This is a genomic window from Homoserinimonas sp. A520 (genome assembly GCF_054489245.1).
In genome coordinates, this window is sequence record NZ_JBTMWX010000001.1 from 668,572 (window position 1) to 694,750 (window position 26,179).

At 62.6% G+C, this 26,179-nt stretch carries 26 protein-coding genes and 2 tRNA genes; 17 read left to right on the plus strand and 11 right to left on the minus strand.

The genetic code is table 11. The features are described from left to right. Positions 1 to 15 precede the first annotated feature (15 nt). From trxB to ACX3PH_RS03455, 4 genes are all read left to right on the plus strand, one after another. The gene (gene trxB, locus ACX3PH_RS03440) at positions 16 to 963 is read left to right on the plus strand and encodes a thioredoxin-disulfide reductase (protein ID WP_459089401.1); all 948 of its coding nucleotides are present in this window, start codon (positions 16 to 18) and stop codon (positions 961 to 963) included. A gap of 32 nt (positions 964 to 995) precedes the next feature. Further along, a complete protein-coding gene (trxA, locus tag ACX3PH_RS03445; RefSeq protein WP_459089403.1) occupies positions 996 to 1,322 on the plus strand; it encodes a thioredoxin in 327 nt (108 codons plus the stop codon). Positions 1,323 to 1,422: 100 nt separating this feature from the next. Beyond that, on the plus strand, positions 1,423 to 2,733 hold the full coding sequence (locus ACX3PH_RS03450) for an aminotransferase-like domain-containing protein (RefSeq protein WP_459089405.1): 1,311 nt from the start codon (positions 1,423 to 1,425) through the stop codon (positions 2,731 to 2,733). 50 nt (positions 2,734 to 2,783) lie between these two features. Continuing rightward, positions 2,784 to 3,740 (plus strand): D-alanine--D-alanine ligase family protein, encoded by a 957-nt coding sequence (locus ACX3PH_RS03455; protein WP_459089407.1) that lies wholly within the window; start codon positions 2,784 to 2,786, stop codon positions 3,738 to 3,740. Positions 3,741 to 3,855: 115 nt separating this feature from the next. Here the strand turns inward: ACX3PH_RS03455 and ACX3PH_RS03460 are convergent, their stop codons facing one another. The 8 genes from ACX3PH_RS03460 to rpmH form a co-directional block, all read right to left on the minus strand. Further along, entirely contained in the window at positions 3,856 to 4,815 is a 960-nt protein-coding gene (locus tag ACX3PH_RS03460; RefSeq protein WP_459089409.1) for a ParB/RepB/Spo0J family partition protein, read from the minus strand. Then, positions 4,815 to 5,786, minus strand: a complete 972-nt coding sequence (locus ACX3PH_RS03465; protein WP_459089411.1) for a ParA family protein — start codon at positions 5,784 to 5,786, stop codon at positions 4,815 to 4,817. Before ACX3PH_RS03465 ends, ACX3PH_RS03460 begins: the two co-directional genes overlap by 1 nt. Positions 5,787 to 5,899: 113 nt before the next feature. Continuing rightward, on the minus strand, positions 5,900 to 6,532 hold the full coding sequence (gene rsmG / locus ACX3PH_RS03470; RefSeq protein ID WP_459089413.1) for a 16S rRNA (guanine(527)-N(7))-methyltransferase RsmG: 633 nt from the start codon (positions 6,530 to 6,532) through the stop codon (positions 5,900 to 5,902). A 361-nt stretch (positions 6,533 to 6,893) separates the two neighbouring features. After that, a complete protein-coding gene (locus ACX3PH_RS03475; protein WP_459089415.1) occupies positions 6,894 to 7,460 on the minus strand; it encodes a Jag family protein in 567 nt (188 codons plus the stop codon). A gap of 7 nt (positions 7,461 to 7,467) precedes the next feature. Further along, a complete protein-coding gene (gene yidC, locus ACX3PH_RS03480) occupies positions 7,468 to 8,427 on the minus strand; it encodes a membrane protein insertase YidC (protein ID WP_459089417.1) in 960 nt (319 codons plus the stop codon). 9 nt (positions 8,428 to 8,436) lie between these two features. Further along, positions 8,437 to 8,814: a membrane protein insertion efficiency factor YidD gene (yidD, locus tag ACX3PH_RS03485; protein ID WP_459089419.1), complete on the minus strand. Its 378-nt coding sequence runs from the start codon at positions 8,812 to 8,814 to the stop codon at positions 8,437 to 8,439. Beyond that, a complete protein-coding gene (gene rnpA, locus ACX3PH_RS03490; protein ID WP_459089421.1) occupies positions 8,811 to 9,227 on the minus strand; it encodes a ribonuclease P protein component in 417 nt (138 codons plus the stop codon). Before rnpA ends, yidD begins: the two co-directional genes overlap by 4 nt. Beyond that, a complete protein-coding gene (gene rpmH / locus ACX3PH_RS03495) occupies positions 9,166 to 9,303 on the minus strand; it encodes a 50S ribosomal protein L34 (RefSeq protein ID WP_459089423.1) in 138 nt (45 codons plus the stop codon). The genes rnpA and rpmH overlap by 62 nt, the downstream gene beginning before the upstream one ends. 290 nt (positions 9,304 to 9,593) lie before the next feature. Between rpmH and dnaA the strand changes: the two genes are divergently transcribed. The 10 genes from dnaA (at position 9,594) to ACX3PH_RS03545 (ending at position 20,750) form a co-directional block, all read left to right on the plus strand. Then, positions 9,594 to 11,003, plus strand: a complete 1,410-nt coding sequence (gene dnaA / locus ACX3PH_RS03500) for a chromosomal replication initiator protein DnaA (RefSeq protein WP_459089425.1) — start codon at positions 9,594 to 9,596, stop codon at positions 11,001 to 11,003. Between the two features lie 362 nt (positions 11,004 to 11,365). Next, positions 11,366 to 12,514: a DNA polymerase III subunit beta gene (gene dnaN / locus ACX3PH_RS03505; protein WP_459089427.1), complete on the plus strand. Its 1,149-nt coding sequence runs from the start codon at positions 11,366 to 11,368 to the stop codon at positions 12,512 to 12,514. 85 nt (positions 12,515 to 12,599) lie between these two features. After that, positions 12,600 to 13,490 carry a phosphogluconate dehydrogenase (NAD(+)-dependent, decarboxylating) gene (gene gnd, locus ACX3PH_RS03510; protein ID WP_459089429.1) on the plus strand — a complete coding sequence of 297 codons (891 nt, stop codon included), beginning with the start codon at positions 12,600 to 12,602 and terminating at the stop codon, positions 13,488 to 13,490. Between the two features lie 6 nt (positions 13,491 to 13,496). Further along, positions 13,497 to 14,663 carry a DNA replication/repair protein RecF gene (gene recF / locus ACX3PH_RS03515; RefSeq protein ID WP_459089431.1) on the plus strand — a complete coding sequence of 389 codons (1,167 nt, stop codon included), beginning with the start codon at positions 13,497 to 13,499 and terminating at the stop codon, positions 14,661 to 14,663. Then, positions 14,660 to 15,166: a DUF721 domain-containing protein gene (locus ACX3PH_RS03520; RefSeq protein ID WP_459089433.1), complete on the plus strand. Its 507-nt coding sequence runs from the start codon at positions 14,660 to 14,662 to the stop codon at positions 15,164 to 15,166. The genes recF and ACX3PH_RS03520 overlap by 4 nt, the downstream gene beginning before the upstream one ends. Before the next feature lie 167 nt (positions 15,167 to 15,333). Then, positions 15,334 to 17,352 (plus strand): DNA topoisomerase (ATP-hydrolyzing) subunit B, encoded by a 2,019-nt coding sequence (gene gyrB / locus ACX3PH_RS03525; RefSeq protein WP_459089435.1) that lies wholly within the window; start codon positions 15,334 to 15,336, stop codon positions 17,350 to 17,352. Between the two features lie 120 nt (positions 17,353 to 17,472). Beyond that, positions 17,473 to 20,058 carry a DNA gyrase subunit A gene (gyrA, locus tag ACX3PH_RS03530; protein ID WP_459089437.1) on the plus strand — a complete coding sequence of 862 codons (2,586 nt, stop codon included), beginning with the start codon at positions 17,473 to 17,475 and terminating at the stop codon, positions 20,056 to 20,058. Continuing rightward, positions 20,051 to 20,458, plus strand: coding sequence for a DUF3566 domain-containing protein (locus ACX3PH_RS03535; RefSeq protein WP_459089439.1), 408 nt, complete (start codon positions 20,051 to 20,053; stop codon positions 20,456 to 20,458). Before gyrA ends, ACX3PH_RS03535 begins: the two co-directional genes overlap by 8 nt. Before the next feature lie 131 nt (positions 20,459 to 20,589). Next, a tRNA-Ile gene (locus ACX3PH_RS03540) sits at positions 20,590 to 20,663 on the plus strand. Between the two features lie 14 nt (positions 20,664 to 20,677). After that, a tRNA-Ala gene (locus tag ACX3PH_RS03545) sits at positions 20,678 to 20,750 on the plus strand. A gap of 53 nt (positions 20,751 to 20,803) precedes the next feature. Here ACX3PH_RS03545 and ACX3PH_RS03550 read toward each other — a convergent pair. Then, on the minus strand, positions 20,804 to 22,072 hold the full coding sequence (locus ACX3PH_RS03550) for an MFS transporter (RefSeq protein WP_459089441.1): 1,269 nt from the start codon (positions 22,070 to 22,072) through the stop codon (positions 20,804 to 20,806). A 294-nt stretch (positions 22,073 to 22,366) separates the two neighbouring features. Here ACX3PH_RS03550 and nhaA point away from each other — a divergent pair, with 294 nt between their 5' ends. Next, positions 22,367 to 23,689: a Na+/H+ antiporter NhaA gene (gene nhaA, locus ACX3PH_RS03555; RefSeq protein ID WP_459089443.1), complete on the plus strand. Its 1,323-nt coding sequence runs from the start codon at positions 22,367 to 22,369 to the stop codon at positions 23,687 to 23,689. Positions 23,690 to 23,693: 4 nt separating this feature from the next. Here nhaA and ACX3PH_RS03560 read toward each other — a convergent pair whose 3' ends face one another. Beyond that, positions 23,694 to 24,278 carry a hypothetical protein gene (locus tag ACX3PH_RS03560; protein ID WP_459089445.1) on the minus strand — a complete coding sequence of 195 codons (585 nt, stop codon included), beginning with the start codon at positions 24,276 to 24,278 and terminating at the stop codon, positions 23,694 to 23,696. 117 nt (positions 24,279 to 24,395) lie between these two features. On the opposite strand from ACX3PH_RS03560, the gene ACX3PH_RS03565 reads away from it, so the two are divergent. Then, entirely contained in the window at positions 24,396 to 24,935 is a 540-nt protein-coding gene (locus ACX3PH_RS03565) for a peptidylprolyl isomerase (protein WP_459089447.1), read from the plus strand. A 15-nt stretch (positions 24,936 to 24,950) separates the two neighbouring features. Further along, a complete protein-coding gene (locus ACX3PH_RS03570; RefSeq protein WP_459089449.1) occupies positions 24,951 to 25,823 on the plus strand; it encodes a rhomboid family intramembrane serine protease in 873 nt (290 codons plus the stop codon). A gap of 90 nt (positions 25,824 to 25,913) precedes the next feature. Here ACX3PH_RS03570 and ACX3PH_RS03575 read toward each other — a convergent pair whose 3' ends face one another. Next, positions 25,914 to 26,159, minus strand: coding sequence for a cell division protein CrgA (locus ACX3PH_RS03575; RefSeq protein WP_459089451.1), 246 nt, complete (start codon positions 26,157 to 26,159; stop codon positions 25,914 to 25,916). Between the last annotated feature and the right edge of the window lie 20 nt (positions 26,160 to 26,179).

Sequence of the window (26,179 nt, forward strand, 5' to 3'; positions counted from 1 at the left end):
CAGAGGAGAGACGCTTTGCGCCAAGTCATCATCATCGGCTCCGGGCCCGCCGGCTACACGGCAGCTATCTACGCCGCTCGCGGCGGCCTTGAACCCCTGTTGATCGCCAGTTCCGTCGAGGCCGGCGGTGAGCTGATGAAGACGACGGACGTCGAGAACTACCCCGGCTTCCCCGAGGGCATCCAGGGGCCAGACCTGATGGAGAACTTCCGCAAGCAGGCGGAGCGGTTCGGCACCGAGATCGTGATGGATGACGTCACAGACCTTGAGCTGACCGGTGAGATCAAGAAGGTGACACTGGGAAACGGTGACGTGCACGAAGCGCTCACCGTCATTTACGCGACCGGCTCCGCCTACCGCAAGCTCGGCCTCGAGGACGAGGAGCGCCTGAGCGGCTACGGGGTCTCGTGGTGTGCCACCTGCGATGGTTTCTTCTTCCGCCAGAAGACGATTGCCGTTGTCGGCGGCGGCGACTCAGCGATGGAAGAGGCCACCTTCCTCACCAAGTTCGCCGACAAGGTCTACGTGATCCACCGCAGCGACGAACTGCGCGCATCCAAGGCCATGCAGGATCGCGCCTTCGCCAACCCGAAGATCGAGTTCCTGTTCCACAAGACCGTCCGGCACATCTACGGTGAGGGCCAGGTCACCGGCGTCGGCCTCATCGACACGCTTGACGGCAGCGAGACGACAGTGGATGTCAGCGGCCTGTTCATCGCGATCGGCGCCGACCCCAGAACCCACCTGATTCACGGCCAGCTGGAGCTCGCTCCGGAAGGCACCATCGCGGTCCAGGGTCGCAGTTCCCGCACCTCGGTCCCCGGTGTCTTCGCCGCCGGCGATGTCGTGGACCCGACCTACCGCCAGGCTGTCACGGCAGCCGGATCCGGCACCGTTGCCGCGCTCGATGCCGAGCATTACCTCGCAGAAATCCCCAAGCCAGTAGTGACCGTTCCCGCCTGACGGGGACCGACCAAGGAAAGAGATACAGCATTATGTCAACAGCGCTCGATGTAACCGACGCCACGTTCGAGGACGAGGTACTGAAGTCCGATAAGACGATCCTGGTCGACTTCTGGGCAGAGTGGTGCGGCCCGTGTCGCGCCGTTTCGCCGATCCTCGACCAGATCGCATCCGAGCACTCCGACAAGATCACGGTCGTCAAGCTCAACGTCGACGACAACCCGCAGACCGCTGCCAAGTACCAGATCACGTCGATTCCGGCGATGAAGGTGTACCGCGGGGGAGAGGTCGTCAAGACCGTCATCGGCGCCAAGCCGAAGCCCGCCCTTGAAGCCGACCTCGCCGCGTTCCTGGCCTGAGTCACGTCGTAACGAAGGCCCGCGCAATCCATTGCGCGGGCCTTCGTCGTCTATTCTTGGAACTTCATGACACCGGCTGGGCCGGCGAACGGAACTGAACATGACCACGCACGGTACGAGCACGACTTTCGATCCCTGGTATGACCACTATGCGGATCGGGCCTCCGGCCTGAGCGCATCCGAAGTCCGTGCCCTGTTCGCGGTGGCTTCGCGGCCTGAGGTCGTGTCGTTGGCCGGTGGAATGCCGTTCGTCTCCGCCCTGCCGACCGACCTTGTCACCTCGGCCATGCAACGCGTGATGCGAGACCACGGCGCCCAGGCCCTCCAATACGGTTCGGGCCAGGGGACACCCGCCCTTCGGGAGCACATTCTCGAGGTGATGGCGCTCGAGGGCATCCGCGGCCGCGTGGACGACGTTGTGGTGACGACCGGGTCCCAGCAGGCGCTCGACCTGGTCACCAAGCTCTTCATCAATCCGGGCGACGTCGTGCTGGCCGAAGCCCCGAGCTACGTGGGCGCGATTGGGGTGTTCCGCTCCTACCAGGCCGAGATTTCGCACGTGGCCATGGATGCTGACGGTCTGATACCTCAGGCACTCCGTGAAGCCATCGCCACCATCAAGGCGGCCGGCAAGACCATCAAGTTCCTGTACACGATCCCCAGCTTCCACAATCCTGCCGGCGTCACGCTCAGTTGGGACCGAAGGGTGGAGATTCTCGAAATATGCCGGTCAAACGGCATATTGGTGCTCGAGGACAACCCCTACGGGCTACTCTATTTCGACCAGCCAGGCCCCCAGGCCATGCGGTCGATCGACACCGACGGCGTCATCTACCTCGGCACGTTCTCGAAAACCCTCGCTCCTGGGTTCCGGATGGGCTGGGCGCTCGCGCCGCACGCCATCCGCGAGAAGCTGATCCTCGCCAACGAGTCGGCGATCCTTTCACCCAGCGCCTTCAGCCAATATGCGATCACCGAGTACCTGCGCGGTGCCGACTGGAAGGGCCAGATCAACACTTTCCGCAGTGTGTACCGGGAACGCCGCGATGCCATGCTGACGGCACTGCAGGAGAACCTGCCCGAATGCACGTGGACGGTTCCTCACGGTGGATTCTATGTTTGGCTGACCCTGCAGCCCGGGCTGGATTCCAAGGACATGCTGCCGCGTGCGGTGAAGGAACTGGTTGCGTACACCCCGGGAACCGCGTTCTTCGCGGACGGCGGCGGGCACGAGCAGATCCGATTGTCGTTCTGCTATCCGACGCCGGATGCGATCAGGCTGGGTATCCGCCGGCTTGCCTCGGTGGTGCGTGAAGAGCTGGAGCTGCTCGACACCTTCGCCGAGACCGGCCCTGTGCGCATCCTGCACGACGACACCCACATCGCCGGTCCGCCGCCCAACACGAACTGATTGGCGCCGATCCGGGCATCCGGCCCGCCACGGAGGGAATGATCCAGCCGATGAACCAGAATTCGCTGAACAAAGTCGTCGTTCTCGCCGGCGGCATCTCGCACGAACGCGATATTTCGCTTCGCTCCGGGCGGCTCATAGCCGACAGCCTGACCAGCCAGGGCGTCGACGTCGAGTTGCGTGACCCCGATGCTGCGCTCTTCAGCTATCTCGAGGAGGAAAGGCCGGATGTCGTCTGGCCCGCCCTGCATGGCGCCAGCGGCGAGGACGGATCCCTGCGGGGACTCCTTGACGTCATGGGGGTCCACTACATTGGCGCCCGCGGAGCCTCCGCCAGGCTCGCCTGGGACAAGCCGACAGCCAAGTCGCTCGTCGCCCGGGCCGGTCTGTCGACGCCGGAGTCGCTATCCCTGTCCCGTGACACCTTCCGTGATCTCGGGGCCGCGAACGTTCTCAGGCAGATCAGCAGCAACCTGGTAGGCCCGCTGGTGGTCAAACCTGCCCAGGGTGGTTCGGCTCAGGGCGTGAGCCTGATCGGGAACGCGGGGGAGGAGCTCTCCGCCGCCATGGTGAACGCCTACCGCTATTGGGATGTCGCCCTGATCGAGCGCAGGATCGTCGGCACGGAGATCTCGGTCTGCATCATTGACAACGGCGATGGGCCGGTCGCTTTGCCGCCGGTCGAGATCGAGCCCCGATCAGGGGTTTACTCGTTCGAGGCGCGGTACAACGCAGGGGAAACCCGCTTTTACACTCCGGCCAGGATTTCGGATGCCTCGGCCGCCGCCGCCGCGGATGCCGCGGTCACCGCGCACCAGACCCTGGGCCTCCGCCACCTGTCCCGCATCGATTTCGTTCTCGACGCGGCCGGGGTTCCCTGGTTCCTGGAGGCCAGCGTGATGCCCGGGCTGACGGAGACATCGCTCTTTCCGCAGGCGCTGGAGGTGGCCGGTCACGATGTCGGCTGGGTCTACCTTGCCCTGTGCCAGACCGCCTTCAACGACTGAAAGCCGCTCTGATCAGCGGTTTTCTCGAACTTGTGGGTTTGAGTAGCGCGCTCACCGCGCGTATCGAAATTTGGTTTCGATACAGTCGCTTCGCGACTACTCAACCCACAAGAGCCTAAGAGAATCCCGGCTCGTTGAGTTCCGCGAGGATGCGGTTCAGGTCAGCGACACTGGCGAAGTCGATCGTGATGGTGCCCTTGCTGGCACCCAGGTTGACCTTGACCCGGGTGTTCAGCCGGTCACCCAGCCGCTCCGCAATCTCATTCAGCTGGCCCTGGCGCTTACCCGCGCTGGGCTTCGCCGGTTTCGCTGGCTTCGTGCTCACGAGCCCGGCCGCCGCCTCGGCAGCGCGCACGGAAAGGTCTTCGTTGACGATCTTGTCTGCCAGTCGTTCCATCGTCGCCGCGTCACCCGCGGAGAGGATGGCTCGCGCGTGCCCTGCGCTGAGCACGCCGGCAGCCACGCGGCGTTGCACTCCCTCCGGAAGGCGGAGTAGGCGCAGAGTATTGGTGATTTGCGGCCGAGACCGACCGATGCGTGTGGCGAGCACATCCTGCGTGATGCCGAAGTCCGCCAGTAGTTGCTGGTACGCCGAGGCCTCTTCGAGCGGGTTCAGGTTCGCTCGGTGGAGGTTCTCCAGCAGCGCGTCGCGCAGCATCGACTCATCTGCGGTGTTCTTCACCACCGCCGGGATACTGTCGAGGCCGAGGTGCTTGGTGGCACGCAGCCGCCGCTCGCCCATCACCAATTCGTAGTGGGCTTCGCCGTCGACAGCGCCTTCGATGGGGCGTACAACGATGGGTTGCAGCACTCCGACCTCGCGAATGGAGTGGATCAGCTCGTCGAGGTCCTCCTGCACGAAGACAGCCCGGGGTTGCACGGCGTTCGGGGCGATGTCATTCGGGTCGAGATTGGCCAGCCTGGCCCCGGGGACGGCAGTCAGCCCGGTGGGTTCTTCGACCGTGGCCGTCCTGGTGTGTGGGAAGAACACATCGACTGGGCGCTCCGGGGAGCCGATATCTGTGGGGATGAGTGCGCCAATGCCACGCCCGAGTCCGGTCCGCTTTGCTGCCATCAGTTCTTTCCTGTTGTCGAGGGGGCTCCCCGTCGTGCAATTTCCGCAGCCGCCTCAAGATATGAGAGCGAGCCCGATGAGTTTGAATCGTAGCTGATCACACTCTGTCCGAAACTCGGAGCTTCGGAGATCCTGACCGAACGAGGGATCGGTGTGGCGAGCACTTGTTCGGGGAAGTGGTCCCGAACGTCCTGGGCGACCTGATTCGCGAGGTTCGTGCGGGAATCGTACATCGTCAACAGAATCGTGGAGACGGCCAGCTCGGGATTCAGGTGCCTCTCGATGAGCTTGATGTTGTTGAGGAGTTGACTGAGGCCTTCCAGCGCGTAGTACTCGCATTGGATCGGAATCAGCACCTCGCGTGCTGCCACAAAAGCGTTGATGGTGAGCAATCCGAGCGATGGCGGGCAGTCAATGAAGACGTAGTGGAACATGTCCTCGGTCTCAGCGAGGAAGCTGTCCAGCGCCGAGCGCAAGCGTTGTTCGCGGGCCACCAGCGAAACCAGTTCGATCTCCGCCCCAGCCAGGTGGATGGTCGCCGGTACGCAGTACAGCTGGTCGAATTCGGGGCTCTTTTGAACCACCCCGCTGATCGGCTCATCATTCACGATCACGTCATACACACTGATCGTGTCGGAACGGTGATCGATGCCGAGGGCTGTCGATGCGTTGCCCTGGGGGTCGAGGTCGATCACCAGAACGCGAGCACCGCTGCGGGCGAGTGCGGCAGCCAGGTTGACCGTGGTGGTCGTCTTTCCCACCCCGCCCTTCTGATTCGCCACAGTGAAGATGCGGGTACGGTCCGGAAGCGGGAGCACGGCTGCCGACAGCGCCTGCCTCCGTCGCGTGAGCTCAGAGATCTCGCGGGCCAGGGGAGTGTCTTGATAGGACCCACTCGCCGGGATTGCGGCGTCAGCCTTCTCGTCGGGATGTTTCACGTGAAACCTCTCGGTAATGGGGTCTGGATTCATGGGCCCGTTCATACGGTTAGTTCTCTCCCTGAAGGGAGACAGATTGTGGGTGGATAGGGCGCCGAAAGGAAGTTGTGCCGCGCAGGTTGCCTAATTGGGGGAGTGCGGGCCATCTAGTCAACTGTAGCCCGAAACACCCGGGTGACCTCGGGCACTACCCCTTCACCGAGGGTCAGCACCTCGACCTTTGTGAGGCGTGCCTTGCGGATCGCCTTTCCGGCCGCCGATACCTCAGCATCAACATTCGCACCCTTGAGCAGCAGGAGCTCGCCCTCCGAGCGCACCAACCGAGCCGTCAGGGGAATGAGCTTCGAAAGCGCACTCACCGCGCGGGCTGTTACCTGATCCAGCCAGGGACTCAGCGTGACATCTTCCGCGCGAGCCCGGACGACCTCGACGTTGTTCAGGCCGAGGCGCTGCGACTCGCTGAGAAGCCAGTCAACTCTCCGCTCCATGGGTTCGATCAGCACGAACTGAGCATCCGGTCGGGCGATCGCAAGGACGACCCCGGGGAGTCCGGCCCCACTTCCGACGTCGCCAACCCTCCCAGGCTTGATCAACGGCGCGAGAAGTGCCGAGTTGAGGATGTGCCGTGTCCATAAGCGGGGGAGCTCCAGTGGTCCAATGAGTCCCAGCTCCTCCCCCCGCGACGCGAGCTCGTCAGCATAGGAACGCGCGAGCTCGATCCGGTCACCGAAGAGCAATTGGGCAGCCGCCGGCTCTGGCTCTAGATCGTCATGTTTCACGTGAAACCTTCCTGAGTAATGCGGCCGGATACCCAACCGGACAAGTCTAAGGAGTCTGGAGATGACTCCCCTCCAGGCCGAGCTCCCTGCGACAAGCTCAGGGATCTGCTCGGGCGAGAACCCCGACTTCGGGGCGAACGTCCGCTGGTTGAGCCTGGCCCCACGCCGCCGGTTCCGAACAATGCGCCAGCATCGGTCGGCGGTGCGCTGGGAAGCGAAACCCCACCTCGGGCGGCCGACCCTTCGACAAGCTCAGGCAGCGGGTTTTGATGGCTGCCCTAGGTGTGTGTGGCGTCGGCTGGGTTTCGACAAACCGGCGATCTCCTGGCTCAGCGAGCGGGTCAGGGTTTCACGTGAAACATTACGCGCGGGTGATCACCGTGTGGCGGTCGCGGGCTTCGCCCTCTGACTCCGACACGAAGCCGTGTGCCGCGACGATGTCGTGGACCAGCTTGCGCTCATAGGAAGACATCGGGGGGAGCGCTGCCGAAGTGGCACCGCCTTCGAGCTTCTCGATGGCACGCTCAACGAGTAGCGTCAGTTCTGCCTGACGGGCCTCCCGCGATCCGCCGACGTCGAGTATCAGGCGAGAGAAGTTGCCCGTCTTTGCTTGAACAGCAATCCGGGTCAGCTCCTGGAGAGCGTTGACCGTGTCCGGCTTGGAGAGCAACCGCAGGTTACTGTCCTCGCTTGAGTTCACGGAGATGTAGGCGCGTCCGTCCCGGGCATCGATGTCAATGTCGCCATCGAGGTCGGTGATATCGAGAAGTTCCTCGATGTAGTCCGCCGCGATGTCGCCCTCTTCTTCGAGTTGGCTCCCGTCGTGCTCGCGCTGGGTAGCCTCGCTTGCCGACTCCTGGGCCGTCTCATCCGGCGCCTGTGACTCAGGGGAATCCGTCATGGCGTTGCCTTCGGTTTCGATGCTCATCGGGTACCTACTTCTTCTTCTTCTTCTTGCGGTTCTTCGGGTTCACCGGCTGTTGCCGCTGAGTGGTTTTGGGGAGCTCCGGCTCGGGCTGGCCTTCTTCAACAATCGTGATTCCCAGGCGCTGGCGCTTCTTGGCGAGGCGAGCCTCCCGAGCGAGCGCAGCCTCAGAGCCGGGCGTCGGCATGTTCCGGATCACCAGGAACTGCTGAACCATCGTCCAGAGGTTGGAAACCAGCCAGTAGAACATCACGCCGAGCGGGAAGGTGAAGCCGGAGAACAGGAACACGAGGGGGAGTAGGTACAAGAGCATCCGCTGCTGCTTGTACATCGGGCTGTTCTGCATCTCAGGCGTCTGGTTCTTCGACATGATCTGTAACTGCGTGATGAACTGCGAGCCTGTCATCAGCAACACCATGATGGATGCCATGACGATCACCGTCACGTTGCCGTCGGCGGTGCTGATCGCGAGGTGCAGCGGAGCACCCCACAGGTCAGAGCTGCCGAACGACGCCGACAGCTCCGCGTTGAGCAGGCCGACACCTGACGGATCCGCTGCCGCCTGGTTCTGCGCGTGTTGCAGCACCGAGAACAGCCCGAAGAAGATCGGCATCTGAAGCAACAGGGGGAGGCAGGAACTGAGCGGGTTGGTCCCGGTCTTCTTGTACAGCTCCATCGTCTCGCGGGACATCGCCTCGCGGGAGAACTGATCCTTCTTGCCCTTGTACTTGTCCTGGATCTTCTTCAGCTGGGGGGCGACCTCCAGCATCCGGCGCTGGCTCTTGATCTGCTTCACGAAGATGGGGATCAAAGCAGCGCGCACCACCAGCACGAGTCCCACGATGGAGAGCACCCAGGTCAGGCCATCATGGGGGTCCATTCCGATAGCCGTGAAGACGGTGTGAAATGCGACCAGGATCGCTTCAATGGCCCACTTGATGGGCCAGAGGATTATTCCGATGAAATCCATGCGTCTGGGTCAGCCCTTTCGTTCTTGCTGGACGAGCTCCCGCGTTGCGGTGTGCTGATGGGTGTGGTTGTGGAGCATCCCGCCGGATGTAGCGGGGGAGTAGACGAAACCGAATGGCGAAACGTTATAACGGCGAGCGGAGGCTTCAGGAACGTCATCGACTCCACCAGCGGCCCATGGGTGGCAACGGGCGATCCTGCGGCTTCCCAGCCACACCCCCTTGACCACGCCGTGCTGCTGGATGGCCCCGAGCGCGTACGCCGAGCAGGACGGATAGTACCGGCAGACGTCACCGTATAGCGGGGAGATCACGGCACGGTACACGCGGAGGATCACTACGCAGGCGTTTCGAGGCAGCAGCCAGATGAAGAGTGCGACTCGGTTCATCGGCCCATACCCTTCCGAACGGCGGTTGTCACTTCGTTCTCAAGCTCGGTCCACGCTATGTGGCGAGCGCTGGGGAGAGCCCGCACAACCACATCAACGTCAGCATCCAGTCGCACCAGCGACCGGCACGCAGACTTGAGTCTTCTTCTAATAAGGTTGCGTGTCACAGCGTTGCCCACCGCTTTGGAAACGATGAAACCGAATCGAGGCCCTCCGGCGCTACCGCGCTGGACAAGGTAAACGACGGTATTCCCCGTTCTTGAACGCCGGCCGCGCCGAACAGTGTTGCGGTAGTCATCGGCTGTGACGAGCCGATTGGCCCTGGCCAACACCGTTGACGGTCTCGGAAGACTACGCGGAGAGCTTGGTGCGTCCCTTGGAGCGGCGGTGCGCCAGGATGGCGCGGCCGGCACGGGTGCGCATGCGCAGACGGAAGCCGTGAACCTTCGCACGACGACGGTTGTTGGGCTGGAAGGTTCTCTTGCTCATGGTTCTATCTCCGCGACAGTCAATGTGCCGCTCGCGATTCGAGCAGCACGGGTGGGAATGTACCCTCGGTCAAGCACGACCGAGAAAGTAGAAAGTGGCCAATACGGCCGAAGTCAACTGATTAAAAGTACGGGGTTAAACCCCGGCGGTCAAACTCCACGGGCCAAACCTCACATTATCCACACGCAATCGTGCTTGATTGCCACCGACCCGCCGTCACAAACTAAGGTGGTGTCACTGCACACCCGGTGGATAACCCTGTGTATAACCCAACCGACTTCGAGGGAAATATGACCGACCTTGCAGATCCCACCCAGGAGATCTGGACATCCATTCTGAGCACTTTGCACCAGGATGACCGGATCACGCCACAACTGCAGGGATTCCTCAGCCTGGTCGAGCCGCGCGGTGTCATGGCGGGAACGCTGTACCTCGAAGTGCCGAACGACCTCACTCGCGGGATGCTCGAACAGCGCATCCGCCTCCCCCTCCTGAACGCCATCGGTGCCCTGGGTGACGACAACGATGTCGCCAACTTCGCCATCGTCGTCAATCCCGAGATTCAGCACGTGTCGCTGGACCAGCCCGCGGAGCCGGCGGAGCAGCCGTACATCGAGCAGGTACCGCCACCTGCAACAGACTCGAGCGGCCGCAGCGATTCTCGCCTCAACCCGAAATACAACTTCGACAACTTCGTCATCGGCGGATCCAACCGTTTCGCCCATGCCGCGGCGGTCGCCGTCGCGGAAGCACCGGCCAAGGCCTACAACCCCTTGTTCATCTACGGCGACTCCGGGCTCGGCAAAACCCACCTCCTCCACGCCATCGGTCATTATGCGGTCAGCCTCTATCCCGGAATCCGAGTCCGCTATGTCAGCTCGGAAGAATTCACCAACGACTTCATCAACTCGATCGCGAATAACCGGGCTTCGGTCTTCCAGTCCCGTTACCGTGACATCGACATCCTTCTGATCGACGACATCCAGTTCCTCCAGGGCAAGGACAGCACGCAGGAAGCGTTCTTTCACACCTTCAATACGCTCCACGATCACAACAAGCAGGTGGTCATCACCAGCGACCTGCCCCCAAAACACCTCACTGGATTCGAAGACCGGATGCGTTCCCGCTTCGAGTGGGGGCTGATCACGGATGTTCAGGCACCAGATCTCGAGACGCGCATCGCCATCCTGCGCAAGAAGGCGCAGAGCGAAAAGCTCCAGGTTCCCGACGACATCCTCGAGTTCATGGCGTCCAAGGTCTCCTCCAACATTCGCGAGCTGGAGGGAACCCTGATTCGGGTCACCGCGTTCGCCAGCCTCAATCGCACTCCAGTCGACCTCGGGCTGGTCCAGACCGTGTTGAAGGACCTGATCACCCTCGACGAAGACAATGTGATCGCGCCGGTCGACATCATCAACCACACAGCCGCCTACTTCAAGCTCACTGTCGAGGATCTCTACGGCTCGTCGCGGTCACAGGCGGTCGCTACCGCCAGGCAGATCGCCATGTACCTGTGCCGTGAATTGACCAATCTGTCACTGCCGAAGATCGGGCAGTTGTTTGGCAACCGCGATCACACCACCGTCATGTATGCGAACAAGAAGATCACCGAGCTCATGAAAGAGCGCCGGTCGATCTACAACCAGGTCACTGAGCTGACCAGCCGCATCAAGCAGAACCACCGCTACAACAACGCGTGACAAGTTGTATTACCACTGAGTGGTTTCACTCCACAAGGTGTGCATAGCCTGTGGATAACTGGTGGGAACACGCCGGAACGAATGTGCACTATTCAGCCGCCGTTGTGGAATCCGGTTCCGCGCAGCCTCGAACTAAACCAGAGATTGCGTAACTCGCCCACAACACACTCACATCTCACACGGTTGTAGTTCCCTTCGAGTCATTGAGCTCCACCGGGTTATCCACATTCCACACAGCGGTTAATGCTTTTAGAAGTTAATTAACTATTGAAATCGATCAGATAACCCTTAGGCGACGGGCGACGGAGGGCTATGCCAGTATTAACATCCCGGACCACGTTCGGCTTTCGAAGGGATACTCCATGAAGTTTCAGGTGAATCGCGACGTTTTCAGCGAGGCCGTCTCCTTTGCCGTGAAACTTCTGCCCCAGCGAACAACCTTGCCCATCCTCAGTGGTGTGTTGATCGAAACTACCGAGACCGGATTGACGTTGTCGTCATACGACTACGAGGTTTCGGCGCAAACCGAGATCGATGCCAACGTCGAGGAGCCCGGTCGCATCCTGGTTTCTGGACGATTGTTGGCCGATATCGCCAGCAGGCTTCCGGCCGCCCCAGTGCAGTTCTCGGTTCAGGACAACAAGATTTCGGTCATCTGCGGTTCGGCAAACTTCACCCTGCTGAGCATGCCGGTCGAGGAGTACCCGACCCTGCCGCAGATTCCGGAGCAGTCTGGGCTGCTGCCGGCCGAGTCGTTCGCCAATGCGGTCTCGCAAGTAGCCGTCGCAGCATCCAGGGACGATGTGACCCCGGTCATCACCGGCGTTCAGCTCGAGGTCGCCGAGAACACACTCACGATGGTGGCGACGGATCGGTATCGGGTCGCGGTTCGCGAGATCGAATGGGATTCGGGTGACACCGCAACACAGGAAGCGGTAACCGCGCTGGTTCCAGCCCGCACCCTCCAGGAAGTGGGAAAGACCTTCGGCCACAGCGGAACAATCTCCGTTGCAATCACGAACACGGATGATCGCGAGATCATCGCCTTCCGCGCAGACCGCAAGATGGTCACCTCGCTGCTCATCAAGGGGAACTTCCCTCCGGTGCGCCGGCTGTTCCCCGAGAACGTCGACAATTACGCCGTGATCAACACCGCAGAGTTGATTGAGTCGGTTCGTCGAGTCTCCCTGGTACTCGAGCGCGAAGCGGCACTCCGGTTCACCTTCACGGTTGATGGCGTGACGCTGGAGGCCATCGGGTCGGAGCAGGCACAGGCATCCGAAAGCATCGATGCCCATCTGAACGGTGCGGACACTGTCGTGTCGCTTAAGCCGCAGTTCCTGCTGGATGGACTGGGAGCCGTGCATTCGGAGTTCGTGCGTATCTCGTTCACCAAGACGGAAAACCCCAACAAGCCGGGCCCGGTCTTGATCACCAGCCAATCGTCGAAGGATCAGCCGGGCGCGGACAATTACAAGTACCTCCTGCAGCCCAACCTGCTCCTGCGCTGACCATCAGCACGGCGGCAGGTTGATTGCAGCTGCCGGCTGACCAAGACGAATGCTGCGGGTGATGCGGGGAGACAAGGAGATTGCCATGCACATCGGACTCGTCGGGCTCGGCAAAATGGGCGGCAACATGCGCGATCGGCTTCGCGGCCATGGCATTGAGGTCACCGGTTTCGACCGCAACCCTGAGGTGACGGATGCCGGCAGCCTGGCCGAAATGGTGCAGGTCATCACCGCACCGCGCATTGTCTGGGTGATGGTTCCGGCCGGCGAAGTCACCACCGCGGTGATCACCGAGTTGGGTTCCTTGCTGGAAGAAGGCGACCTCATCATCGACGGAGGAAACTCCCGTTTCACCGAGGATGCCAAACATGCTGCCGCCCTGGAACCGAAGGGGATCGAGTACATCGACGCCGGTGTCTCCGGCGGAGTCTGGGGCGCCAAGAACGGCTACGGCTTGATGGTCGGTGGAAAGCCAGACCAGGTTGAGCGGGCGATGCCGATATTCGACGCCCTGCGTCCGGAAGGTCCGCGGGACGAGGGGTTCGTGCACGCCGGTGAAATCGGCGCCGGACACTACGCGAAAATGGTGCACAACGGCATCGAGTACGCCTTGATGCAGGCGTATGCCGAAGGCTACGAGTTGCTCGACAAGCGCGAGGACATCATCAAGGACGTCACCGGCACGTTCAAGGCCTGGCAACGCGGAACGGTGGTCCGGTCATGGCTGCTCGAGTTGCTGGTGCGGGCGCTGGAGGATGACCCGGACCTGGATGACATCGCCGGCTACGTGGAGGATTCCGGGGAGGGCCGCTGGACGATCGAAGAGGCGATCGCCAATGCTGTGCCGGTGCCCACGATCAGCGCATCCATCTTCGCCCGCTTCGTTTCCCGCCAGGAAGACGGTTCACCTGCCATGAAGGCTGTTGCTGCGTTGCGCCAGCAGTTCGGCGGGCACTCGGTGAAGAAAGCCGATTAGCCGAAGTTGATTGTCACCCAGCTGAACCTCACGGACTTCCGGAACTATTCGACGGCGGATGTCACGCTCGTGCCGGGCGCGAATCTTTTCGTGGGGAGCAACGGTCAGGGGAAGACGAACCTGGTCGAGGCGCTCGGGTACCTGAGCACCCTCGGCTCTCATCGGGTGTCGACGGAGCACGCGATGATCCGCCAGGGACAGGATGCCGCAATCGTGCGGGCACGGCTGGAAAACGGTGACCGGCAGTTGCTGGTCGAGGTGCAGCTGAATCGAACCGGAGCGAACCGGGCGCAGGTGAACCGATCCGTCATCAAGACGAGGGAGCTGCCCCGCTACTTCTCGAGTGTCCTGTTTGCGCCCGAAGACCTTGCCCTGGTTCGAGGTGAGCCATCCGGCCGCCGCCGATTCCTCGACGAGCTGCTCATCCTTCGCATTCCCCGCTTCTCCGGCGTGATGGCTGACTACGACCGGGTACTCAGGCAACGCAATACGCTCCTCAAGTCGGCACGCGCTGCTGGCATCAAGCAGGGCCAACTGACAACGCTGGAGATTTGGGATGACCGCCTGGTCGCGCTCGGCTCCGAACTCATCGAGGCGAGAACTCGGCTGGTTGCCGAGCTCCTGCCCGAGGTGACAGTCGCGTATGAGCGGATTGCGGGTGAGGATCACCACGCGATTCTCACCAACCAGCTGAGTATCCTGTCCGATCATCCGGAGCTTGATGCCGAGGTGGCGGATGGCGACCGTGCCGGCATTGTCACTGCTGATGAGGCCGCTGTCGCATTCCGAAATTCACTCGAGCGGCTTCGCCGCAATGAGCTGGACCGAGGGATCAGCCTGGTCGGGCCGCACCGGGATGACCTGGTGCTGCACTTGAACGGGATGCCGGCGCGCGGGTACGCGAGCCACGGAGAGTCCTGGTCGTTCGCGCTCGCGCTGAAGCTGGCGTCAGCCGAGGTTCTGCGCCGCGAATCGGCGTCCGGTGATCCGGTGCTGATCCTGGACGATGTGTTCGCCGAACTCGACCAGTCCAGGAGGGGGCGCCTGGCCGACGCCATCTCCGGATTCGAACAGGTGCTGATCACGGCCGCCGTCTATGACGACGTACCGGAGGCCCTCCGCACCCATACCGTGCACATCGCGCAGGGCGCGATCGTGGAGGCCGCGTCGTGAACCGCGACGGCGAGGAGGCAGGCGCATCCGAAGCCCGAAACGTCTACCTGCGGTTCAAGCGCGTCTTCGGGGGCGGCATATCGCGGTCGGCGGATGCGCGAAAGCGGGCGATCAAGGACCCCAGTTCAACCACCCCGTTCGGTGGAGGACGAGACCCGCGCGGTATCGGCGAAGTGATGGATGCACTGACTTCGAAGCTCGGGTGGGACTCCTCCCTGGCCAAGTCGGAGTTGCTCGCATCGTGGGAGAGCATCGTCGGCGAGGAGACAGCGGAGCACTCGCATCCGGTCGGCATAGACGACGGGGTGCTCGCCGTTCGCTGTGATTCCACCGCCTGGGCGACGCAGCTGCGCCTCATGCGGGTGCAGATCCTGAACCTGATCGTTTCACGGTACCCAGATGCCGGCATTGACTCACTGCGCTTCGAAGGACCGGGTGCCCCCTCCTGGAAACGCGGCCCCAGATCGGTTCCAGGCCGCGGTCCGCGCGATACCTACGGCTGACAAGGCAAATTAGGTGGGCTGCTGCGAACAAAGTCCCCAGACGGGCGTATATCACCGAATCGCCTCGGGTTCTTGGTAGAATGAATTCGTCGTCATGGCAGCTTCCCGGGATGGAAGTCGGGCCGCGAACGACACAATCGATCTACCTGGCAGGAGCCTAATTTCAGATGTCATCGCCCACGCCCGAAAACCTGCCGGAAGCTCCCTCCACCTCAACTGCCACCACCAAGAAGCCTCGCAACGACAGCGAATACGGCGCGGATCAGATCCAGGTTCTCGAGGGTCTTGACGCGGTTCGCAAGCGGCCGGGAATGTACATCGGCTCGACCGGGCCCCGCGGACTCCACCACCTTGTCTACGAGGTGGTCGACAACTCCGTCGATGAGGCACTGGCCGGGTACTGTGACGCGATCACCATCACCATGCGACGCGATGGCGGCATCCAGGTGGTCGACAACGGGCGAGGTATCCCTGTCGGCCTGAACAAGCAGGAGAACAAGTCGACCGTCGAGGTGGTCCTGACCATCCTGCACGCCGGTGGCAAGTTCGGCGGCGGCGGGTACTCGGTGTCCGGTGGGCTCCACGGCGTTGGTGTGTCCGTGGTCAACGCACTATCGAAGGAACTCGACGTCGAGGTTCGCCGCAATGGATCCGTCTGGCGGCAGACCTACAAGCATGGTGTGCCTCAAGCACCGCTCGAGCAGGGGGAGACCTCCAACGAGACGGGAACCGTCATCACGTTCTGGCCCAGCCCGGACACCTTCGAAACGGTGGAATTCGACTACGAGACCCTGCGCGCCAGGTTCCAGCAGATGGCGTTCCTGAACAAGGGCCTCAGCATCTCCCTGGTCGACGAACGACGCGTCGATGGCGCCGAGGAAGACGTGGCCGTCACCTACCTCTATGAGAAGGGGCTCGTCGACTACGTCGAATACCTGAACTCGGCCAAGAAGCTCGAGGTCGTGCACCCGGAGATCATCTCCTTCGACCTGGAAGATACCGACCGCAAGATTTCGGTGGAAGTGGCCATGCAGTGGACCAGCTCGTACCAGGAGAGCGTGCACACCTACGCCAATACGATCAACACCCACGAGGGTGGAACTCACGAAGAGGGGTTCCGCGCAGCCCTCACCAGCCTGGTCAACCGGTATGCCCGGGAGAAGGGGATCATCAAGGAGAAGGAGGAGAACCTCACCGGTGACGATATCCGTGAAGGCCTGACTGCTGTCATCTCGGTGAAGCTGGCCGAACCGCAGTTCGAGGGCCAGACGAAGACCAAGCTCGGCAACACCGAGGCAAAGTCGTTCGTGCAGCGCATAACCGGTGAGCAGCTCGGCGACTGGTTCGATCGCAACCCCACGCAGGCGCGAGACGTCATTCGCAAGGCGATTCAGGCATCCGCCGCCCGGCTCGCGGCGCGGAAGGCGCGGGAGCAGACCAGGCGGAAGGGCCTGCTCGAGTCCGGTGGAATGCCCGGGAAGCTGCGGGACTGCTCGAGCAGTGACCCCAGCCGCTCCGAGATCTTCATCGTCGAGGGTGACTCGGCCGGCGGTTCAGCGGTTCAGGGCCGGAACCCGGAGACCCAGGCCATCCTGCCGCTGCGCGGCAAGATCCTGAACGTGGAGAAGGCCAGGCTCGACCGGGCCCTCGGCAACAACGAGGTGCAGGCGATGATCACCGCGTTCGGCGCCGGAATCGGCGAAGACTTCAACCCGGACAAGGTCAGGTACCACAAGATCATCCTGATGGCAGATGCCGATGTCGACGGGCAGCACATCACCACACTGCTGCTGACCCTGGTGTTCCGGTACATGCGTCCGCTCATCGACCTCGGCTACGTGTACCTGGCGCAGCCGCCGCTGTACAAGATCAAGTGGAGCAACTCCCCGCACGAGTACGTCTACACCGATCGGGAGCGGGATGCGATGCTCGAGCACGGTGCAGCGTCCGGCAAGCGGATTCCCAAGGAGAACGCGATCCAGCGCTACAAGGGTCTCGGCGAGATGGACTACAAGGAACTGTGGGAGACCACCATGGATCCGGAGACCCGCACCCTGCAGCAGGTGACGCTCGACGATGCCGCGGCAGCCGACGAGATCTTCGCCACGCTGATGGGCGAAGACGTAGAGTCCCGCCGCAACTTCATCCAGAGAAACGCCAAAGACGTCCGCTTCCTGGATATCTGATAGCGAAAATCGCGGCAGCGATTTTCGCCATCAGGGTCGAGTGACCGGCCCTTCCGGCCGGTCGTATCGAGACCTCAGGCTTCCAGAACTCAAGACGACGAACAAGTAGAGAACGAGCACATGGCTGACGAAACCCCCACGGACAACACCCCGGTCGAAGACGACCACATCCCGGGCAAGGAGATCGACCTCACGCACGACAAGGTGACGCAGGTCGACCTGCAGCTGGAGATGCAGCGGTCGTACCTCGACTACGCGATGAGCGTCATCGTCGGCCGTGCGCTGCCCGATGTGCGTGACGGGTTGAAGCCGGTACACCGACGGGTGATCTACGCCATGTTCGACGGCGGGTACCGTCCGGACAAGGCGTTCTCGAAGAGTTCGCGCGTGGTCGGCGACGTGATGGGCCAATTCCACCCGCACGGCGACACCTCCATCTACGACGCCCTGGTGCGCCTGGTGCAACCGTGGAGCCTGCGTTACCCGCTGGCCGCCGGGCAGGGCAACTTCGGCTCACCCGGCAACGACGGTGCTGCAGCCCCCCGTTACACCGAAACCCGCATGGCGCCGCTCGCGCTGGAGATGGTGCGGGACATCGATGAGGAGACCGTCGACTTCCAGGACAACTACGACGGTCGCACTCAGGAGCCGTCGGTCGTGCCGTCGCGGTTCCCCAACCTGCTGGTGAACGGTTCTGTCGGTATCGCGGTCGGCATGGCCACGAACATCCCGCCGCACAACCTGCGCGAGGTTGGGGCCGGTGCTCTCTGGCACCTGGCCAACCCGGATGCCACCCAGGAGGAGCTGGTCGAGGCGTTGCTCCAGCGGATCAAGGGGCCAGACTTCCCAACCGGCGCACAGATCCTGGGTATCAAGGGCATTCAGGATGCTTACCGCACCGGCCGCGGGTCCATCACCATGCGGGCGGTCATCAACGTCGAGGAACTCCAGGGCCGTACCTGCCTGGTGGTCACCGAGCTGCCCTACCAGGTGAACCCCGACAATCTTGCTCTGAAAATCGCCGAACTGGTGAAGGAAGGCAAGATCTCCGGCATCGCGGACATCCGCGACGAGACTTCAGGACGAACCGGCCAGCGCCTGGTGATCGTGCTCAAGCGCGACGCGGTCGCGAAGGTCGTGCTGAACAACCTCTACAAGCACACGCAGCTTCAGGAGAACTTCGGCGCCAACATGCTGGCGATCGTCGACGGCATCCCGCGCACCCTCCCCATCGACGGGTTCATCACCTACTGGGTCGCCCACCAGATCGACGTCATCGTGCGGCGCACCCAGTTCCGCCTCCGCAAGGCGGAGGAGCGCGCCCACATCCTGCGCGGCTACCTCGCAGCCCTGGACGCGCTCGATGAGGTGATCGCCCTCATCCGCCGCTCACCGACTGTTGAAGAGGCCCGCGAAGGCCTGATGAAGTTGCTGAGCGTCGACGAGCTGCAGGCTCGCGCGATTCTCGACCTGCAGCTTCGCCGCCTGGCAGCCTTGGAGCGCCAGAAGATCATCGACGAGAACGAGCAGATCGAACGCGAGATCGCCGACTACAACGACATCCTCGCCAAGCCGCAGCGGCAGCGCGACATCATTAGCGAAGAGCTCACCGAGATCATCGACAAGTTCGGTGACGACCGGCGCACCGAGATCATGTTCGGGTTCGACGGCGACATGAACATGGAAGACCTCATTCCGGTCGAAGAGATGGTGGTCACGGTCACCCGCGGCGGCTACATCAAGCGCACGCGCAGCGACAACTACCGGAGCCAGCACCGTGGCGGCAAGGGTGTTCGCGGTGCGCAGCTGCGCGCCGACGACGTCGTCGAGCACCTGTTCGTGACGACCACACACCATTGGCTGTTGTTCTTCACGAACAAGGGCCGCGTCTACCGCGCGAAGACCTACGAGATCCAGGAGGCCGGCCGCGACGCGAAGGGCCAGCACGTGGCCAACCTGCTGGCGCTCCAGCCGGAGGAGGAGATCGCCCAGATCCTCGACATGAGGGACTACCAGGCTGCGCAGTACCTCGCCTTGGCGACGAGGGGCGGCCTCATCAAGAAGACGGCTCTCAGCGAGTACGACACCAATCGCTCAGGCGGCATCATCGCCATCAACCTGCGCGATGGCGACGAACTGGTTTCCGCCATGCTGGTCGAGGAGGATTCCGACCTGCTGCTGGTGTCGCGCAAGGGCATGTCCCTGCGGTTCACGGCGACGGATGATGCACTCCGCCCAATGGGACGCGCCACCTCCGGCGTGATCGGCATGCACTTCAGGGCGGAGGACCAGCTGCTCGCAGCATCCGTCGTTTCTGATGAAGGGTTCGTCTTCGTGGTCACCGAGGGTGGCTTCGCCAAGCGCACCTCCGTCGACCAGTACCGCGTCCAGAACCGTGGTGGTCTCGGCATCAAGGTGGCCAAGCTGCAGGAGGCCAGGGGCGACCTTGCCGGCGCGTTGATCGTCGGCGACGAGGACGAGGTCCTTGTGGTTCTTGCCAGCGGCAAGGTGGTACGCTCTTCTGTCGCTGAGGTCCCGGCCAAGGGACGTGACACCATGGGTGTTGTCTTCGCCAGATTTGCCGAGGACGACAAGATCATCGCGGTGGCGCGCAACAGTGAACGCAATCTCGAAGTTCAGGATGCCGTACTCGAGGCTGACCAGGACGCCGGCGAAACGACGAAAGACGAGGCAGTAGATGAGTAGCGTGGCAGAGAAGCTCCAGCGCAAGTCGCAGCGCTCGGTTGCGACCAAGCAGGTTCGCCTGAAGTTGGTCTACATCGACTTCTGGTCGGCCATCAAGCTGTCCTTCCTGGTGACTGTGACGCTCGGCATCATCCTCGTTGTCGTCACCTTCCTGGTGTGGACTGTTCTCAACTCGCTCGGCATCTTCGCCGACCTGGACAAGACGCTCGGCGACATTCTCGGCGAGGGCACCTTCCGGCTCATCGACACCTTCTCGCTCACCCAGGTGATGCTGTTCTCGCTGGTGGTGGCCCTCCTCAACATGGTTGCGGGAACCGTCCTCGGCGCGATCGGTGCGTTGCTGTACAACTTCAGTGTCAAGCTGACCGGCGGGCTCCTGGTCGGCTTCACCAACAACTGAGCCACGTCGCGAGCGAAGCTCGTGGCGCGGCTCAGATCGAGTGATCGCCCCTGCCGGGCGATCGTATCGAGATCTCAACCCTCAATTTAAGAAAACAGGTCAGCGTACGATACTCTCGTATCTGCCCTCACGGGGATATAGCTCAGGCGGTTAGAGCGCTTCGCTGATAACGAAGAGGTCCCAGGTTCAAGTCCTGGTATCCCCACGCACGATGTGTTCGGGGCCTTAGCTCAATTGGTAGAGCGCCTGCTTTGCAAGCAGGAGGTCAGGGGTTCGATTCCCCTAGGCTCCACAGTTCAGAACCACACGCACGGCGAGACCTGAAATCGGCGATAAGCCCGGATCTCAGCTGACGGGTGTGTCTTCATCGCCGCGCGCAGTCCGCAGCGGTGAAGCGATCGCGATCATGAATGCGGCCGCGAAGAGGCAAACGGCGATAATGAGCGTGGGTCGCTCGCCGAGCAGCGTCGCGGCAGCTCCACCTGTCAGTGCGCCGACGGCGCCCATCGTGCGGTTCGCAGCTCGCATGGTGCCATTCACTCGGCCGAGCAAGGCATCGGGGGTCAGCCCCTGGCGGAGGCTCATCTCATTTGCGTTCTCCAGTCCGCTCGCCACCCCTTGAAGCGCAAATGCGGAGAAGACAAGAGCGACGGCGACAGCGTCCGACTGCGGTCGGCCCCCGACAGGCGCGAGTGCGACCAGGGTCCACGCGACGGGATAGATGGCTCGGCCGACAATGATCGTGGCACCCGAACCATATAGGGCACCAAAACGTGAGGAGAGAGTGGCCCCGACCAGGGTTGCGATGCCCCCCACGGCGAACAATAGACCGTAGACGAACGCCGCGAAATCCAGAGTCCGCAAGGTGAAGACCGCCAGCACGGTAAGCGCAGCGGCGTTCGCGAAGAACCATAGATGCGTAGACCACGCGAGCGGACCCAGAACGCGATGACGATACGTCCAGTGCAGCCCTTCGATCACCTCGCGTCGAACGGAACGCTGACGTGACTCTCGCCGCACGGATTCCGTAACGCGTAGTCCGGCAATCAGAACGGCGTCGGCGACGTAGGTCACGGCATCCACGGCTATGGCGAACGGCGCACCAATGGTGCCGACCAAAAGGCCGCCAAGGGTGGGACCGGCCGTCTGCGCGACCGCCTCTGCCTGATCGAGTCGCGCGTTCGCGCTTCGCAGCGCGCGCCGTTCGACGATCTGCGGCAACAGCGACTGCGTGGCGGCGAAGCCGAAAACGGAGAAGGCGCCGAACAGGAGGAGCAACAGCACGAGCATCCAGAGGTGCAACACCCCGACGATCCAACATGTGGGGATGAGCGCAAGGCTCACGGCGCGCCCCAAGCTTGCCCACACAAGTACTCGTTGTCGCCGCCAACGGTCGACGTACACGCCAGCGAGCAGGCCCAGCAGCGCATAAGGAACGAACTGCGCCGCGTTGACGATCCCAACCTCAAGCGCACTCGCCCCGAGCACATCGACGACCAGCACCGGCATCGCGACCGCCGTCAGTGCTGTGCCGAAAGCACCAATCGCCACCGCCGAGAAGTACCGAGAAAAAGCGAGATTCCGGAACGAACCAGCCCGCGAATCAGTCGTCACTCGTCACACTCACTCATCCTAGGAGCGGAACGGCCACGTTCCGAGGTCGACCCGTTCGATCCAGAACTATCCTCGCATAGGCAATTCCGGCTGGCTGGCGCGACGGCGACTCCCGGATGGCTATTGGTCGCCTGTTCGGCAGCGAATTACACCGGTGTAGTTATCCCCAGCTCCCTCCACAGTGTGGAAACTTTCCTCGCGGCCGCGTTGGCCACGAACCGTGGCCGGTAGACTCACAATCGGTGAGCCGGGAAGTCTGGTCGGCAGATTGTTCGTCGACCCAGAAGGAACCCTGTGAGCAACTCCGATCGCCGACCCCGACTCTTCGGACTGGGCAGCTACTCCGAAGCGTTACGCGTCGGAGAAATCCTGCGCAAGGAGACTGTCGGGGGAGCGCTGCTGGTTGCGGCCGCCATCATCGCGCTGGTCTGGGCGAACTCGCCGGCATCCGAAAGCTACTTCGCCCTTCGCGACTTCCGCCTCGGCTACGAACCATGGCATCTGGAGCTGAGCCTCGGGCAGTGGGCATCCGACGGCCTGCTCGCCGTCTTCTTCTTCCTGGTCGGGCTGGAGCTGAAGAAAGAGTTCGTGGCGGGTGACCTGCGCCAGTTCAGCAAGGCGGTGGTGCCGATTGCGGCAGCCGTCGGCGGAGTGGCGATCCCGGCTCTCATCTTCGTCGCCTTCAACTGGAGCAACGCGGAAGCGGTTCGCGGCTGGGCCATCCCCACCGCAACCGATATTGCCTTCGCCGTTGCGGTGCTCGCCATCATCGGCTCGCACCTGCCCAGTGCCCTGCGAATCTTCCTGCTGACCCTGGCCGTGGTCGACGATCTCCTCGCCATCGGGATCATCGCCATCTTCTACACCGAGGATGTCAGCGCCATACCCTTGGCGCTCTTCCTCGTCCCCGTCGGCCTGTTCCTCTTCCTGGTGCAGCGGTGCCGGCCATTCTTCGGAGAGCACCCGGCGGCGGCCTGGTGGATCCTGCTGCCGATCGGGCTCGTCGCGTGGGCGCTGCTGCACGCATCCGGAATCCATGCCACGATCGCCGGGGTCATTCTCGGGTTCACGGTTCCTGTCATCCGGAGTGCAGCCAGGGGTGGACCGGACGCCGGTCCGGGGCTGGCGGAACACTTCGAGCACCGGTTCCGGCCGTTGTCGGCCGGCATCGCGGTTCCCATCTTCGCGTTCTTCTCCGCCGGGGTCGCCCTGGGGGGCCCGGAGGGCTTCACCTCAGCGCTCAGCGACCCGGTGACCCTGGGGATCATCGTCGCCCTGGTCGCCGGCAAGCCGATCGGAATTGTGGGAACAACCTGGGTGGTGACCCGGGTGACGCGCGCCACGCTCGATGACACCGTACGGTGGGTTGACCTGACCGGCGTTGCGCTCCTCGCCGGAATCGGCTTCACTGTTTCGCTTCTCATCGGGGAACTCAGTTTTGGACTGGGTACCACCCACGGAGACGACGCGAAGGTCGCCATCCTCGCCGCATCGGTCTTGGCGGCCGGTCTGGCCAGCACCATCCTCGTCGCCCGAAACAGGCGCTACCGCGAAATCGATCGGCTGGCACGAATAGACGCCGACGCAGACGGCGTGCCGGACGTGTACGAGAAGTAGGGCGCTACAGGGCCTCGAGCTTGGCGGGGGAGTCCTCGAACTCGTCCGAGATCCAGAGGTTGTCGTCTTCACGCAGGGTCTGCCAGGCCGCATAGGCGACACTGGCCGCTGCCACGACGCCGAGGCCGAGGAGGATGTAACGGCCGGGACCCTTGTGCGGCTCCTTCTTCACGATCCCCACCTTCTTACCCACCTTGCGGCCGGCCTTCGAGGCCTTATCGCCCGCCCTGGCAAGCTGGCGGCTGGCTTCCTTGACCTTGGCGTCCTTTGCCACCTCGATGACGGCGAGGGCGGATGCGATCGCGGACGCCACCGAGGGGAAGACATCGTGGGCCACCTTGTCGCGGGCCGAACCGGCGACATGCCTGGTGGCGGCGACACCGGATGCCACGGTGGGCTTGATCCGGTGGTCGATCGTTCCCCGCACCTTCGGAACCACTTGCTCACGCCCGAGGTAGCCGACCTGTTTTCCCGCCTCACGCACGACATTGCTGGCGTGCTCGAGCACTTCCCGTTGGTCTTCCCACAGTTCCGAAGCCGAGTGGCGCAGCTTCTTCAATTCGCGTTCACGTTTGCGTGACAGTCCCATGAGATTCCTCCAGTGCTGGTATACGGAAGAGCTTTCCCATCCTTGCATGCGGCCCCCTGTGAACATACTGGGGATTGGCTGTGCAGGGTCGCCCGCCAACAATGAAATACTGGTGCGATGCCCCTTCACACACATGTAGCAACCCTCCACACTTCGCTCGGCGACATCAAGGTCAACCTGTTGGCAAACCATGCGCCCAAGACCGTCGCCAACTTCATCGGCCTTGCGAGCGGACAGATCGAATGGACCCACCCGGCGACCGGCAAGGTCTCCAAAGACCCGCTGTACGACGGCGTGATCTTCCACCGCATCATCGACGACTTCATGATCCAGGGCGGCGACCCGCTCGGCCAGGGAACCGGTGGCCCCGGCTATCAGTTCGATGACGAGATCAACTCCGAACTGAACTTCAACGAGCCGTACGTGCTGGCCATGGCTAACGCAGGCATCCAGATGGGCCGCGGTACCAACGGGTCGCAATTCTTCATCACCACGGTGCCGACCACCTGGCTGCAAGGCAAGCACACCATTTTCGGCAAGGTCGAAGACGAGGAGTCGAAGGCTGTCGTCAAGAAGATCGAGAACGTCAAGAAGGATGGCCGTGACAAGCCGCTCGAAGACGTTGTCATCAACAGCATCACCATCGACGAAGTCTGACCCCGGAACTAGCAGGTGAGTGACCAGCGGGTGAATGAGCAGTTGGGCAGCTCCGACAACTACTGCTACCGACACCCGGACCGCGAGAGTTACATCCTCTGCCAGCGGTGCGGGCGTACGGTCTGCCCGGAATGCCAGACGCAGGCGGCCGTCGGTGTGCACTGCCCGGAATGTCGCCAGGAAGCGCGTAACAGCGCTCCCAAGAGGAAGCCTGCCATCGTCACGGCCATCAACCGGGCGCGCCATGGTGGCGCACCGGTCGTCACCTACACGATTCTCGCAATCTGCGTTGTCGTCTACCTCCTCCAGCAAATCTCAGGCGGGGCGGTAACGCAGGCGCTCGCCTACCACCCGGTGCTCACCACCTCTGAGCCGTGGCGGATGCTCACGTCCACCTTCGTGCACTCGCAGGGCTCGATCTTCCACATCCTGTTCAACGGTTACGCCCTGTGGTTGTTCGGGCGGATGCTGGAACCAGCGCTTGGCCGGTGGCGGTTCCTCACGCTGTACCTGTTGAGTGGGCTCGGTGGCTCGGCGGCTGTGCTGTGGCTGTCGCCGGACACCTGGGTGGTCGGTGCATCCGGAGCAGTCTTCGGACTGTTCGCTGCGATGTTCGTCATCCAGCGCGGCCTGGGAGGCAACGCCACACAGTTGCTGATCGTGATCGGCCTCAACCTGGTGATCGGGTTCATTCCGGGCTCGAACATCTCCTGGCAGGCGCACTTGGGAGGCCTGCTCGTTGGCGGTCTGGTTGCCTGGGTCCTGATGAAGACCAGGTCTCCGCGGCAGGCGGGGCGACAGCGATTGCTGCTCCTGGGAGTGCTGGCGCTGCTGGTCGTGATCATCATCCTGGGTGCGGCAACGCTGGTGCCGCGGCTGCTCGGCTAGAAGCTGGCGGCTAGTTATCCACAGGAGTTTCCACAGTGGGGATAGTTACATCCGTGTAACTGTCCCCCTTGCCGGGAAACGGGTTACACGCTAGCGCCAGCGGGTGGTCATCAGGAAGCCTACGAAGAGGATTCCGAAGCCGACCAGAATGTTGGCATCGCCCAGGTTGGCGATCGGAAGGGTGCTCTGGCTGACGTAGTAGACGATGATCCAGGCGAGGCCCAGAAGCATGAGACCGAACATGATCGGCTTGAACCAGACCGGGTTCGGACCCTTTTCACCTGGGCGGGTCGCCTGCGGACGCTCAACGGTCTTCTGCGTTTTCGTTCTGGCCATGCCCGAATTCTAGCCTGAAA